Source organism: Massilia sp. Leaf139 (assembly GCF_001424165.1).
Classification (GTDB): Bacteria; Pseudomonadota; Gammaproteobacteria; order Burkholderiales; family Burkholderiaceae_D; genus Telluria.
On record NZ_LMOJ01000024.1, the window covers coordinates 314,860 to 329,381 of the forward strand.

Here is a 14,522-nt window from a genome sequence, read left to right on the forward strand (position 1 = left end):
CTATTTACTTGGGCTGCTTCTTGAACAGTTCGCGGAAGACCGGGTAGATGTCGGCCGGCGTCACGATTTTCTGCATCGCGAAGTTGGCATGGTGGGCAGCGACCTCGGTGTACTGTTCCCACAGGTTCTGCGGGGGGCCGTCGGTGATCTCGACATAGGTGTAGTACTGCACTTTCGGCATGATGCCGTGATCCAGCAGCTGCTTGCACAGCACCGAATCGTTGTCCCAATTGTCGCCGTCGGAGGCCTGGGCCACATAGGCGTTCCAGTCGGAACTCGAATAGCGCTCGCCGATCACCTTCTGCAGCAGATGCAGGGCGGACGAGACGACGGTGCCGCCCGACTCGCGCGAGTGGAAGAATTCGTCCTCATCGACTTCGGCCGCGGCCGTGTGGTGGCGGATGAAGACGACGTCGATGCGCTCGTAGACGCGTTTCAGGAAGAGGTAGAGCAGGATGAAGAAGCGCTTGGCGGTGTCCTTGCGCGTTTCGTCCATCGACCCGGACACGTCCATGATGCAAAACATTACCGCCTGGGTGCTCGGCTTCGGCACCTTGATGCGGTTGCTGTAGCGCAGGTCGAACGGGTCGATGAAGGGGATCGCGTTGATGCGCGTGTGCAGGTGGTGAATCTTCTTTCTCAGTTCGACGACGCGCGGATCGTCCTCGGGAACCTCGGCATCGTACAGCGCCTGCAGTTCCTGCTGCAATTCGCCCACCGCGCGCCGGCTCGGGCCGCCCACGGCGATGCGCCGTCCGAGCGCGCCGCGCAGCGAACGCAGCACGTGGATGTTCGACGGGGTGCCGGAGACGTTGTAGCCGGCGCGCTGGGTCTTGAAGTCGATCGTCTGCGTGAGCTGGGTTTTCACCATGTTCGGCAGCTCGAGGTCTTCGAAGAAGTAATTCATGAACTCTTCGCGCGAGAGTTCGAAGATGAAGTCGTCCTCGACCGTTTGCTCGCTGTTGCCGGCGCGGCCGCGGCCGGAACCGCCGCCGCCGCTGCGCGGCCGGTTGAACTGGTCGCCTTTCTGGTATTCGGTATTGCCGGGATTGACCGTTTCCCACACGCCGCCATGGGCATGGCCGAAGTGCGGTTCGTTGACGTCCTTGACGGGGATCGAGACTTTTTCGCCGTTCTCGATGTCGGTGATCGAGCGGCCCTTGATTGCGCGGCCGACCGCGTCCTTGATTTGCGCCTTGTAGCGGCGCAGGAAGCGTTCGCGGTTCACCGCGGACTTGTTCTTGCCCTGCAAGCGTCGGTCGATGAGGTAAGTCAAAACATGCCTCCTGTTAAAACCGCTGCGGATCGCTGCGGAAAAACGCGCCGCGCGATCCCCCTATCTTAATACGCAGCGTGCATAAGCGGGGGGGCGCACGGCTGGCAGGGTGGTCAAAAACGCGCGAATCGATGGCTGATGCGCCGCGAGGCGACGCTTTCGATGCGGGCAAGCATTGGATGGAGCTGAATGGGCGGCACGCCTGCGCCGCCCGCTTCCACTCTCCTTACGACGACTTCCGCACGCGCAGATACCATTCGCACAGCAGCCGTACCTGCTTGGCGGTATATCCCTTCTCGACCATGCGGTTGACGAAGTCGGCGTGCTTCGTCGCATCCTCGGCGCTCGCCTTGGCATTGAACGAAATAACCGGCAGAAGTTCCTCCGTATTCGAAAACATCTTCTTCTCGATGACGGTGCGGAATTTTTCGTAGCTGGTCCAGGCCGGGTTCTTGCCGCCGTTGGTCGCCCGGGCGCGCAGGCCGAAGTTGACGATCTCGTTGCGGAAATCCTTCGGATTCGAAATCCCGGCCGGCTTCTCGATCTTCTCCAGTTCGGCGTTGAGCGATTCGCGGTCGAAACTCTCGCCCGTGTCGGGATCGCGGAATTCCTGATCCTGGATCCAGAAGTCGGCGAAGGTGACGTAGCGGTCGAAAATGTTCTGGCCGTATTCCGAATAGCTTTCCAGGTAGGCGGTCTGGATTTCCTTGCCGATGAAATCGACATAGCGCTGCGCCAGGTGCTCCTTGATGTAGGAGTGGTAGCGCTGTTCGAGTTCGGGCGGGAACTGCTCGCGCTCGATCTGTTGCTCCAGCACATACAGCAGGTGCACCGGATTGGCGGCCACTTCGGTATTGTCGAAGTTGAACACCTTCGACAGGATCTTGAAGGCGAAGCGCGTCGATAGGCCGTTCATGCCTTCGTCCACCCCGGCATAGTCGACGTATTCGTGCAGCGATTTGGCCTTGGGATCGGTGTCCTTCAGGTTCTCGCCGTCGTAGACCAGCATCTTCGAATACACGCTGGAATTTTCCGGATCCTTCAGGCGCGACAGGATCGCGAACTGCGCCATCATGCGCAGCGTGCCCGGCGCGCAGGGCGCCTTTTCCAGCGACGAATTGCGGATCAATTTATCGTAGATCTTGATCTCGTCGGAGATGCGCAGGCAATACGGCACCTTGACGATATAGATCCGGTCGAGGAAAGCCTCGTTGTTGCGGTTGTTGCGGAAGGTCTTCCATTCCGACTCGTTCGAGTGCGCCAGGATGATGCCCTCGAAGGGAATCGCGCCGAAGCCCTCGGTACCCTTGTAATTGCCTTCCTGGGTGGCCGTCAGCAGCGGGTGCAGCACCTTGATCGGCGCCTTGAACATCTCGACGAATTCCATCAGACCCTGGTTCGCCAGGCACAGGCCGCCGGAATAGCTGTAGGCGTCCGGATCGTCCTGCGAATATTCCTCGAGCTTGCGGATGTCGACCTTGCCGACCAGCGAGGAAATGTCCTGGTTGTTTTCGTCGCCCGGTTCGGTCTTCGAGATGGCGACCTGCTTCAGGATCGAGGGGTAGCGCTTGACGACCCGGAACCTGTTGATGTCGCCGCCGAACTCGTGCAGGCGCTTGACGGCCCACGGGCTCGGAATCGAGCGCAGGTAGCGGCGCGGGATGCCGTAGTCTTCCTCGAGGATGACACCATCCTCGTCCTCGTTGAACAGGCCCAGCGGCGACTCGTTCACGGGCGAACCCTTGATCGCGTAGAAGGGCACCTGTTCCATCAGGTGTTTCAGCTTTTCCGCGATCGACGACTTGCCGCCGCCGACCGGCCCCAGCAGATACAGGATCTGCTTGCGCTCTTCCAGCCCTTGCGCCGCGTGGCGGAAGTAGGAGACGACCTGCTCGATCACTTCCTCCATGCCGTAGAACTCGCGGAAGGCAGGGTAGATCTTGATGACCTTGTTGGCAAAGATGCGCGAGAGGCGCGGATCGAGCCGGGTATCGACGAGCTGCGGCTCGCCGATGGCGGCCAGCATGCGCTCCGGCGCGCTGGCATAGGTCAGCGGATCCTTCTTGCACAGGGCAAGATACTCGGACAGGGAATATTCCTCTTCACGGGTGCGCTCGTAACGGGCTGCGTAGTTGTCAAAAATGGTCATGTGCGTGTCCTTTAGTTTGCTAACAACGATCACTGTCACGACAGGCGATATGCATCGACTGCCCAAGGCCCGATTTTCTTGACGTTTATACGGATACTTCGTCGACCTGGCGCGCCGGCTGCGGCCACGCTGGCCACGGCCGCTCGCGATGGTATCGCGAAGCTCCACCCGTTAGGCGGGTCGTCCTGGTAGCGCCGCGACGCGCGCGTCGGCTCAGGCGGAATGTTTTTTGAACCGGCTTGTGGCCGGCTGTCCCGTGGATGCAGGGTCTTTTTATGTTTCTGAAATTTATTATGTGCCTATTAGTTCCCGAAGTCAAAGCAGGTTCACGCGTTTGCGTGTAAGCGTGTAAGCCGTTGATTATTCACGATAATCAATATTCTATTCGCTCTTTCCGCAGTACTAGAACGGCTGAGAGAGAAGAATGCTTTATGCGTGCTGTATGGATATTGCAACACGCCTGTACTGTTGGGATGACAAAAGCACTGAATCGATAGTGCACGATCCGGCGGGCCGGCGGCGCACGCGAAAGGGGGCGTTTTTCGCCGCATTATCCAATGAAAACTGAGCCGTGGCGGCATGCGGTACACTTATCGGCCCTGCCTTGAAAAACCGCCTTTGACGGAGAACATCCATGCTGAACGAGCAGCTGCGCCAGACCATTGAACAGATGCCGAAGGCCGAATTGCACATCCATATCGAGGGCTCGCTCGAGCCGGAACTGATCTTTGCGCTAGCGCAAAGGAACGGCGTCTCACTCCCTTATCCATCGGTCGAAGCGTTGCGCCAGGCCTACGCTTTCTCGGATTTGCAATCCTTCCTCGATATTTATTATGCCGGCGCCAGCGTGCTCCTGACCGAGCAGGACTTCTACGACATGACGGCCGCCTACCTGGCCCGTGCCGCCGCCGACAATGTGCGCCATGCCGAGATCTTCTTCGATCCGCAGACCCACACCGCGCGCGGCGTGCGTTTCGAGACCGTCATCAACGGCATCTGGCGCGCCTGCCAGGAAGGCCCGATCAGCGCCACCCTGATCATGTGCTTCCTGCGCCATCTGTCGGAAGACGAAGCCCTGGCCACGCTCGACGAAGCGCTGCCGCATCGCGACAAGTTCATCGGCGTCGGCCTCGATTCCTCGGAGGTGGGCCATCCGCCGGAAAAATTCGCACGCGTGTTCGAACGCGCGCGCCAGCTCGGCCTGCGCCTGGTCGCGCACGCGGGCGAGGAGGGGCCGCCTAACTATATCGAGAGCGCGCTCGACGTGCTCCAGGTCGAGCGCATCGACCATGGCGTGCGCTGCCTGGAAAGCCCGGAACTGGTCGAGCGCCTGGTGCGCGAACAGATGGCGCTGACCGTCTGCCCGCTCTCGAACATCAAGCTGCGCGTGTTCGACGTGATGGGCAGCCATAACCTGCGCACCCTGCTCGACCAGGGACTGGCGGCCACCGTCAATTCGGACGATCCGGCTTATTTCGGCGGCTACATGAACGATAATTTCGTCGCCGCGTTCGAGGCGCTGCCGCTGGACGCCTCGCATGCGCAGCAGCTGGCCCGCAACAGCTTCAGCGCGGCCTTCCTCGGCCCCGAGCAGAAGCGCGCCTTCCTCGCCGAAGTCGACGCCTTCTTCGCCGCGCCCGTCCCCGTCACCAACTAAAGAGAGCAGACGATGCTGATGCAGTCCCTTCGCATGACTGCGCGCGACTGGCGCGCGGGCGAACTGCGCTTCCTGCTGGTGGCCCTGATCGTGGCCGTGTCGGCCCTGTCCTCGGTCGGCTTCTTCATCGACCGCATGCGCGCGGGACTAGCGCGCGACGCCAACCAATTGCTAGGCGCCGACCTGCTGGTCAACAGCGACAATCCGGTGCGTCCGGCCTGGCGCGAGGAAGCCGCGCGGCGCGGCCTGCTGCTGGCCGACACGGTCACCTTCCCCAGCATGGCGCAGGGCGGAGAAGGCGAGAACTCGCAGGCGCAGCTGGCCTCGATCAAGGCCGTCTCGAACGGCTATCCGCTGCGCGGCGAGCTGCGCATCACCACCGACCCGGATCAGGCCAGCGCCGCGCGCGGCACGGCGGCGAATGCGATCCCGGCGCCAGGCACGGTCTGGGTCGACGCCAACCTGCTGCCGGCGCTGAACGTCAAGGTCGGCGACGCGCTGCAGGTGGGCGAGCGCAAGTTCACCATCGCCCAGCTGGTGGCGGCCGAACCGGACCGCGGCGCTTCCTTCGCCAACTTCGCGCCGCGCGTGATGCTGGCGCTGCCCGACCTGAAGTCCACCGGCCTGGTCGACGATTTTGCACGCGTCACCTACAAGCTGCTGGTATCGGCGCCGTCGAACAACGACCTGGCGCGCGTGCGCGATTTCGAAACCTGGCTGCGCGCGCGCATCGCCCAGGACAATGTCAAGGGCGTGCGCATCGAGTCGATCGAGAACGGCCGCCCCGAGATGCAGGCCACGCTCGACCGCGCCGACCGCTTCCTCTCGCTGGTCGGCCTGCTGTCGGCCATGCTGGCAGCGGTCGCCGTCGCCATGGCCGCGCGCCGCTTCATGCAGCGCCACCTCGACGCCTGCGCCATGCTGCGCTGCCTCGGCATGACGCAAAATGCCGTCGGCGCCATGTACCTGATCGAATTCGCACTGGTCGGCCTGGCCGGCAGCATCATCGGCGTGCTGGTCGGTTTCGGCGCGCACTTCGTGCTGCTGCAGCTGATCGGCACGCTGTTGCCGCCGGATCTGCCGCCGGTGTCTATGCTGCCGGCGCTGCAGGGCATCGCCACCGGCATGCTGCTCCTGGTCGGCTTCGCGCTGCCGCCGGTTCTGCAATTACGGAACGTGCCGCACAACCGCGTCATCCGCCGCGAGCAGGCCGCGCCGCAGCCGATGGCGCTGGCCACCTATGGCCTCGGCATCGGCGTCTTCCTCGCGCTGCTGCTGTGGCAGGCGGGCGATCCGAAGCTGGCGCTGCTGACGGCGGGCGGCTTCCTCGGCGGCTTCGCGGTGTTCGCACTGGTCGCCTGGCTGGGCCTGAAACTGCTGCGCCGCCTGCGCGGCATCTCGACGCACCAGGGCTGGCGCTTTGCCGTCACCTCGCTGCAGCGCCGGCCCGGCGCCACCATCGTGCAGGTGGTGTCGCTGGCGCTCGGCCTGATGGCGCTGCTGCTCCTGACCGTGGTGCGCGGCGACCTGGTCGCGGCCTGGCAGCGCGCCACGCCGGAAAACGCGCCGAACCGCTTCGTCATCAACGTGCTGCCCGAGCAGAAGGACGATGTGGCAAAACGCATTGCCGCCGCCGGCGTCGACAGCCCGGTGCTGTATCCGATGATCCGCGGCCGCCTGACCGCCGTCAACGGCAAGCCCGTCACGCGCGACACCTATGCCAGCGACGACGCGCGGCGCCTGGCGAACCGCGAGTTCAACCTCTCCACCACAACCCAGGCACCGGAGGGCAACGACATCGTCGCCGGCAAGTGGTATGCCGATGCGCCGGGCGTGTCCGAAGCCTCGGTGGAGCAGGGCATCGCCAAGACCCTGGGACTGAAGCTCGGCGACGTGATGCGCTTCGACATGGCCGGCAACGTGGTCGATGCGAAGGTGACGAGCCTGCGCAAGCTCGAATGGGGCTCGATGCGCGCCAACTTCTTCGTCATCATCAATCCGGCCGCGATGGCCAATGCCCCGGCGACCTACATGACGGCCTTCCACCTGGCGCAGCAGGGCGCGAGCCTGGCCAATTCGCTGGCGCGAACCTACCCGAACCTGACCGTGATCGACGTCAGCGGCATCATCCGCCAGGTGCAGGACGTGGTCGACCAGGTCGTGGTCGCCGTCGAATTCCTGTTCCTGTTCACGCTGGCTTCGGGCGTGCTGGTGCTGTACGCGGCCCTGATGGGATCGCAGTCGGAGCGCACGCGCGAAGCGGGCCTGCTGCGCGCACTGGGCGCGACGCGCAAGCAGCTGGCCCAGGCGCAGCGCATCGAGTTCGTGCTCGTGGGCGGCCTGGCCGGCCTGCTGGCGGCGAGCGGCGCGGCGCTGCTGGGCTGGGCGCTGGCGACCTACCAGTTCAAGTTCCCGTGGATCTTCGAGCCGGGCGTATGGCTGGCCGGGATCGTGGTCGGCGCCGTCTGCGCGCTGATCGGCGGCTGGCTGGGGCTGCGCAGCGTGCTGCGCCAGCCGCCGCTGCAGACGCTGCGCGAAGCAGGCTAAGGATCCTCAGCGTAGGGTAGGCACGGAGTGCCCACCCTACGGTATGATGCTGCCATGTCCGAGAACCAAACCCTGTACGAAATCATCGGCGGCGAAGCGCGCCTGCGCGAACTGGTCGACCGCTTTTACGACCTGATGGAGCTGGAGCCCGAATTCGCCGGCATCCACGCCCTGCACCCCAAGCCGAACGACAGTTCGCGCGAAAAACTCTTCATGTTCCTGTCCGGCTGGATGGGCGGGCCCGACCTCTTCGTCGAGCGCCACGGCCACCCGCGCCTGCGCGCGCGCCATCTGCCCTTCGGCATCGGCACGAGCGAGCGCGATCAATGGCTGCGCGCGATGGCCTGGGCGATGGAAGACATCGGCATGGACGAGGATCTGCGCATGCGCCTGATGCAGTCCTTCTACCAGACCGCCGACTGGATGCGCAACAAGGCCGACTGATGTCCACTCTCCAATTTGCATTGTTATTGGCCGCGGTGCTGACCGTGATCGCCCTGCAGGTGCTGCTGTTACTTCGCGGACGCAGCGACGGCAGCGCGCTTGCCTTCGAACGCCTGGAACGCGAACTGCGCCAGGAACTCCAGCACAGCGCCCAGGCCACGCGCCAGGAACTGGCCGGCCACATGGCCCAGCACCAGGGCGCCACCGCCCAGCAACTCGACAGCATGCGCCAGCAGATGCAGCTGCACGCGGCCGGCGGGCGCGAAGAGCAGGCGCGTTCGCTGAAACGCTTCGCCGACACGCTGCAGCAGACGCTCGCCAACCTGACCGAATCGAACGCGCAGCGCATGCTGGAAGTGCGCGCCACGCTCGAACACAAGATCCGCGACCTGCAGGTCGACAACGCCAAGCGCCTGGAAGAGATGCGGCAGACGGTCGACGAGAAGCTGCACACGACGCTGGAAACGCGCCTGACCGAATCCTTCCGCCAGGTCTCCGAGCGGCTGGAAAAGGTGCACCAGGGCCTGGGCGAAATGCAGCAGCTGGCCATCGGCGTGGGCGATCTGAAACGCGTGCTGACCAACGTGAAAACGCGCGGCACCTGGGGCGAAGTCCAGCTCGAGATGCTGCTCGAGCAGGTGCTCACCGTCGACCAGTACGCCAAGAACGTCGAGACCGTGGCGGGGACGAACGCGCGCGTCGAGTTCGCGATCAAGCTGCCGGGCGTGGTCGACGGCGGTGCGCCGCTGTGGCTGCCGATCGACGCCAAGTTCCCGAAGGAGCAGTACGAGCGCCTGATCGAATCGCAAGACCGCGCCGACGCCGAGGGCGTGGCCCGCTACGGCACCGAACTGGAGCGCGCGGTGCGCCTGGAGGCCAAGACGATCTGCGAAAAATACGTCTCGCCGCCGCAGACGACCGATTTCGCCATCCTGTTCCTGCCGACCGAAGGCCTGTATGCCGAAGTCATGCGCCGCCCCGGCCTGGCCGACGACCTGCAGCGCAGTCTGCGCGTCACGATCGCCGGCCCCTCGACCCTGTCGGCGCTGCTCAACAGCCTGCAGATGGGCTTCCGCACGCTGGCACTGGAAAAGCGTTCCTCGGAAGTCTGGCAGGTGCTGGGCGCCGTCAAGACCGAGTTCGGCAAGTTCGGCGACGTGCTCGCTGCGACCAAGCTGACCCTGGAAAAGGCCGCCAAGAACATCGAGAACGCCGAAGTGCGCAGCCGGCAAATGGCGAGGAAACTCAAATCGGTGGAGGCCTTGCCGAGCGAGGCGGCGCAGCTGATGCTTGGCCCCGAAATCGAACGCGACGAATAACGCGTCTGCGATGGATTGTGCCTTGGTGCCGCGGGGGCGATCATCCGACGATCACACCAGCTGTAGGGTGGGCGCCCCGTGCCCACCAGAAACGACGCGTTGACGTGCCTCATCGTTCTTCCTGCTCCGTACCTGACCGCTGCGCGCGCACTCTACAATGCGCGCCACCATGCCCCAATACCGTCGCGCTCGTACCGGCTCCACCTATTTCTTTACGCTGGTGACCTTCCGTCGGCAGCCGATCCTGTGCCTGCCGCCGATGCGCTCTGCACTGCGCCGGGCGCTGGAAAACGTGCGCACCACAAGACCATTCCGGATCGACGCCTGGGTATTAATGCCCGACCACATGCACTGCATCTGGACCCTGCCGGACGGTGACGTGGATTACTCGACCCGCTGGGCACTCATCAAGAATTCGGTATCGCGCTTTGCCGGCGTTGCAACGCCCTTGGCCGGAACGGCCACTACCTCACGCATCAAGCACCGCGACGCCGCCATCTGGCAGCGCCGGTTTTACGAACATCAGATACGCGACGAGCGCGATTTCGAAACGCACATGGATTACGTCCATTTCAATCCCGTGCGGCATGGGCATGCCGAAAGTGCGGCGAGCTGGCCGTTTTCGACATTTGATCGGTATGTGCGGGAAGGAGTCTATGCGCCGGATTGGGGTGGGTCGCAGCTGGCGCGGTCGATGTGGATGGAATAAGTAGACGCTCATAATGGTGGGCACAGGGCGCCCACCCTACACCAGCCCTTCGAACATTAATACATCGACCATGTCGCCGGCCGCGACATTCCCCTGCCCATCATGCAGCACCACCATGCAATTCGCCTCCGACATCGAGTGCAGGATGCCCGAGCCTTGCGAGCCGGTGATGCGTACCTGCGGCACGCCATCCTCGCCCTGCGCCAGGATGCCGCGCTGGTATTCGGTGCGGCCGGATTTCTTGCGGATGGCGCCGACCGAGCGGGCGCGCAGCAGGGGCAGGGGCGCGTCGGCGCCCATCATGCGCAGCAGGGCGTCGCGGGCGAAGAAGTAGAAGGAGACCATCACCGCCACCGGGTTGCCCGGCAGGCCGAACAGGAAGGCGTTGTGGCCGTTCGAGGCGATGCGGCCAAAGGCAAGGGGGCGGCCGGGGCGCATGCCGATCTTCCAGAACGTGACGTCGCCGAGCCGCGCCATGATCTGCTTGGTGTAGTCCGCCGCGCCGACCGAGACGCCGCCCGAGGTCACGATGGCGTCTGCGTTCTCGCAGGCGCTGCGCAGCGCTTCTTCGAGCGCGGCCGGGTCGTCGCGCACGATGCCCATGTCGATGATGTCGCAGCCGAGGCGCTGCAGCATGCCGTAGATCGTGTAGCGGTTGCTGTCGTAGACGCTGCCCTCGTCGAGCGCCTGGCCGATCGAGCGCAGCTCGTCGCCGGTCGAGAAGAAGGCCACGCGCAGGCGGCGCCGCACCGGCACTTCGGCGATGCCGAGCGAAGCGACCAGGCCGAGATCCGCGGGACGGATGATCTTGCCGGCGGCAAGGGCCGCGCTGCCGGCCTTGAGATCTTCACCGGCGAAGCGGCGGTTGTCGCCCGGTTTCAGCACGCCGGCCGCGATGACGATCGATTCCTCGCCTTCCTCGGCCACGAATTCCTGCGGGATCACGCTGTCGCAGCCCTCGGGCATGACGCCGCCCGTCATGATGCGCACGCATTCGCCGGCCTGCGGCACCAGCCCCGTCGGTTTGCCCGCATACACGGTGCCGATCACGCGCAGGCGCACCTGGCCGTCCTGGGGCAGGTCGGCGCCGCGCAAGGCGTAGCCGTCCATCGCCGAGTTGTCGTGGGCCGGTACGTTGATGGGCGAGACGATGTCGCGCGCCAGCACGCGCCCCAAGGCGGCGCGCAGTGCCACCTGCTCGACGGCCTGCACGGGCTGCACGAAGTCGCGGATGATGCGCTGCGCGTCTTTTACGGGCAGCGCGTCCGGGTCGTAGCTTGACAAGCAGCTCGTGACGTCGGCCAGCCGTGGCGCGCGCGCGGTATCGAGGCTGTGCAGCTCGTCGAGGGTGTTGATGTTGCGGAAGGCATCGGCATCCTCGAAGGGCACCTCGACCGCCTTCACATCCTTGTACCAGCCGTCCATGCGCCGGCCGCCTTCGCGTAGGTAGCTCGACAGGATCGGCAGCAGCGAAGCTTTTACCAGGCAGAACACCGGATGCGGCTGCGGCCGCTGTCCCGGCTCCTGGGTCACGGCAAAGGCGAGGTCGGCATCCTGTTCGCGCAGCGCCGCCAGCAGGCGCGCTGCCAGGTCGGGCGGCAGGAAGGGCGAATCGCAGGGCGCGGTGAGCAGGAACTCGGTCTGGCAGCGCCGCATCCCGGTCTCCATGCCGGCCAGCGGCCCTGCGAAGCCTGATAGATCGTCGGGCCACACGGGCACGCCGAGTGCGGCATAGGTGTCCAGGTTCTGGTTGGCGTTAACGGCCACGCTTGCCACTTGCGGCGCCAGCCGTTCCAGCACGTGCGCCGCCATGGTCTTGCCGCGGAAGGGCTGCAGCCCCTTGTCGACTTGCCCCATGCGCGTGCCGCGTCCGCCGGCGAGGATCAACCCGCTGATCGATGCTTGTTCTGTCATTGTCTTTGCGTGTTTAGCTTAACCGCCACTGGGTTATCCGCCTATATAGGACATTTCAACTTTGCGCGCGCCCTGGGGCAGGCCCGCCGTATCGGCCGTGCGCGTCTCGGAATAGCGATCCGTGCGGCCGCGCCACAGGTTGGCGATCGCCCCGCCGATGGCCAGGTCGTCGTGGCCGGCGCGCAGCAGGGTGCGCAGGTCGTGGCCGCGGGTGGCGAACAGACAGGTGTACAGCTTGCCCTCGGTCGACAGGCGCATGCGGCTGCAATCCTTGCAGAAGGCCCCGGTGACGCTCGAGATCACGCCGACTTCGCCGCCGCCGTCGAGATAGCGCCAGCGCGCGGCTGTTTCGCCCTTGTAGTTGGCGCCGACCGGCACCAGCGGCAGCTCGGCGCCGATGCGCCGCACCACTTCGCCCGAGGGCACGACCTCGTCCATGTTCCAGCCGTTCGAAGCGCCCACGTCCATGTATTCGATGAAGCGCAGGATGGTGGGCGAGCCTTTGAAATGGCGCGCCATCGGCACGATCTGGTCGTCGTTGGTGCCGCGCTTGACGACCATGTTGACCTTCACCGGTCCCAGCCCGGCGGCATGCGCGGCCTCGATCCCGGCCAGCACGTCGGCCACCGCGAAGTCGACGTCGTTCATGCGCTTGAAGACGGCGTCGTCGAGCGCGTCGAGCGAGACCGTGACACGATCCAGGCCTGCCTCCTTCAGCGCGCGCGCTTTCCTTGCCAGCAGCGAGCCGTTGGTGGTCAGGGTCAGGTCGAGCGGGCGGCCCGATGGCGTCGGCAGGGCGCGCAGCATCGCCACCAGGTGTTCCAGGTTCTTGCGCAGCAGCGGCTCGCCACCGGTCAGGCGGATCTTCTCGACGCCATGGGCGATGAAGATGCGCGCCACGCGCGTGATTTCCTCGAAGGAGAGCAGGTCGCCGTGCGGCAGGTAGGGATAATCCTTGCCGAACACTTCCTTCGGCATGCAGTACACGCAGCGGAAATTGCAGCGGTCGGTGACGGAGATGCGCAGGTCGTGCAAGGGACGCGACAGGGCATCGGTCAGCAGGCCGGCGGGCGCCACGGGTGCTGCCGGGACGGCCAGCGCGGGCGCGCGCAGGTCGTGCAGCTTGATGATTTTTTCAGACATGCCAATACGATAGCACGAGGCCAGCGCACGCACAGGCGCCCAGCAAGGCGATCGTGCCGACCTTGAAGCGCAGCAGGGCCGCCGCGGCGAGTACGCCGATCACGATCGCCTGCGGCTGGGCTGCGCCGCCGGCGAAGAATACCTCGCGCCCGAAGTAGAGCGCCAGGCTGGCGATCACGCCGACCACGGCCGCCGAGATCGCGGTCAGCGGTGCCGTCAGGCGCAGGTTGCCGCGCGTGGACTCGACCAGCGGGCCGCCGGCCAGGATGAACACGAAGGATGGAATGAAGGTGAACAGGGCGGCCACGAATGCGCCGGCGATGCCGCCCAGCCAGGGCAGGGCGGCGCCGAACACGGCATGCGTCCAGCCGCCGACGAAGCCGACGAAGGCGACGATCATGATCAAGGGGCCGGGCGTGGTTTCGCCCAGGGCCAGGCCGTCGATCATCTGCGGCGCCGTGAGCCAGCCGTAATGCTCGACCGCGCCCTGCACCACGTACGGCAGCACGGCATAGGCGCCGCCGAAGGTCAGCAGGGCCGCCTTGCTGAAGAACCAGCCCATCTGCGCGAGCGTGCCCTGGCTGCCGCCCCAGCCGGCCAGCAGCAGCCAGCAGGCCAGCATCAGGCCGACGCCGACGGACACCACGGCGAGCAGCCGCGTGCGCGAAAAGCGGGCGTGGACGGGCGTCGGGGTGTCGTCGTCGATGAGCGCGCGCGGCCGGAGCGCAGCGGCTTGCGTGTGATGTGCTTGCACGCCGCCGGGCTGGAAGGCTTGCGGACGCAGGCGCGCGCCCAGCACGCCACAGAGGGCCGCGGCCAGCACGATCAGCGGAAAGGACAGGCCGAGGAAAGCGATGGCGACAAAGGCGGCGAGCGCGATGCCGATCAGGATGCCGTTCCTCAGCGTGCGGCTGCCGATGCGCCAGGCGGCGGCCAGCACGATCGCCACCACCGCCGGCTTGATGCCGTTCATGATCCCGCTGACGAGCGTCAGGTGGCCGTAGGCGAGATAGATCCAGGCCAGGCCGGTCAGGAGCAGCAGCGAGGGCAGGATGAACAGCAGGCCGGCGACGATGCCGCCGCGCGTGCGGTGCAGCAGCCAGCCGATGTAAACGGCCAGTTGCGTCGCCTCCGGGCCGGGCAGCAGCATGCAGTAGTTCAGCGCATGCAGGAAGCGGCCTTCGGAAATCCAGCGCCGCCGTTCGACCAATTCGCTATGCATCAGGGCGATCTGCCCGGCCGGGCCGCCGAAGCTGATGAAGCCGAGTTTCAGCCAGTAGAGGAAGGCGGTGCGCAGACTGACGGGGGCGGGTTGATCGGTCATGGGTGGAGAACTCGGCGATAAAAAAAGGGAAGCGCGCGGC

At 65.2% G+C, this 14,522-nt stretch carries 10 protein-coding genes; 5 read left to right on the plus strand and 5 right to left on the minus strand.

Going from position 1 to position 14,522, the window contains the following annotated elements; genetic code table 11:
- Positions 1–4: 4 nt before the first annotated feature.
- Together ASF77_RS17190 and ASF77_RS17195 are read right to left on the minus strand one after the other, a co-directional pair.
- The gene (locus ASF77_RS17190) at positions 5–1,276 is read right to left on the minus strand and encodes a YeaH/YhbH family protein (protein ID WP_056341906.1); all 1,272 of its coding nucleotides are present in this window, start codon (positions 1,274–1,276) and stop codon (positions 5–7) included.
- Positions 1,277–1,502: 226 nt separating this feature from the next.
- Complete coding sequence (locus tag ASF77_RS17195) at positions 1,503–3,425, minus strand: PrkA family serine protein kinase (protein ID WP_056341908.1); 1,923 nt, start codon at positions 3,423–3,425, stop codon at positions 1,503–1,505.
- Between the two features lie 634 nt (positions 3,426–4,059).
- Here ASF77_RS17195 and ASF77_RS17200 point away from each other — a divergent pair.
- The 5 genes from ASF77_RS17200 (at position 4,060) to ASF77_RS17220 (ending at position 10,101) form a co-directional block, all read left to right on the plus strand.
- A complete protein-coding gene (locus ASF77_RS17200) occupies positions 4,060–5,082 on the plus strand; it encodes an adenosine deaminase (protein WP_056341911.1) in 1,023 nt (340 codons plus the stop codon).
- A gap of 12 nt (positions 5,083–5,094) precedes the next feature.
- Positions 5,095–7,629: an ABC transporter permease gene (locus ASF77_RS17205; RefSeq protein WP_056341913.1), complete on the plus strand. Its 2,535-nt coding sequence runs from the start codon at positions 5,095–5,097 to the stop codon at positions 7,627–7,629.
- A gap of 54 nt (positions 7,630–7,683) precedes the next feature.
- Positions 7,684–8,073, plus strand: a complete 390-nt coding sequence (locus ASF77_RS17210; RefSeq protein WP_056341916.1) for a group II truncated hemoglobin — start codon at positions 7,684–7,686, stop codon at positions 8,071–8,073.
- On the plus strand, positions 8,073–9,392 hold the full coding sequence (gene rmuC / locus ASF77_RS17215; RefSeq protein WP_056341918.1) for a DNA recombination protein RmuC: 1,320 nt from the start codon (positions 8,073–8,075) through the stop codon (positions 9,390–9,392). Before ASF77_RS17210 ends, rmuC begins: the two co-directional genes overlap by 1 nt.
- A 157-nt stretch (positions 9,393–9,549) precedes the next feature.
- The gene (locus ASF77_RS17220; RefSeq protein WP_229445471.1) at positions 9,550–10,101 is read left to right on the plus strand and encodes a transposase; all 552 of its coding nucleotides are present in this window, start codon (positions 9,550–9,552) and stop codon (positions 10,099–10,101) included.
- Positions 10,102–10,137: 36 nt separating this feature from the next.
- Here ASF77_RS17220 and glp read toward each other — a convergent pair whose 3' ends face one another.
- From glp to chrA, 3 genes are read right to left on the minus strand one after another with little or no spacing between them, the layout of a single operon-like run.
- Positions 10,138–12,015, minus strand: a complete 1,878-nt coding sequence (gene glp / locus ASF77_RS17225; protein ID WP_056341930.1) for a gephyrin-like molybdotransferase Glp — start codon at positions 12,013–12,015, stop codon at positions 10,138–10,140.
- Between the two features lie 33 nt (positions 12,016–12,048).
- Positions 12,049–13,158 carry a GTP 3',8-cyclase MoaA gene (gene moaA / locus ASF77_RS17230; protein WP_056341933.1) on the minus strand — a complete coding sequence of 370 codons (1,110 nt, stop codon included), beginning with the start codon at positions 13,156–13,158 and terminating at the stop codon, positions 12,049–12,051.
- On the minus strand, positions 13,151–14,482 hold the full coding sequence (chrA, locus tag ASF77_RS17235) for a chromate efflux transporter (protein ID WP_056341936.1): 1,332 nt from the start codon (positions 14,480–14,482) through the stop codon (positions 13,151–13,153). Before chrA ends, moaA begins: the two co-directional genes overlap by 8 nt.
- Between the last annotated feature and the right edge of the window lie 40 nt (positions 14,483–14,522).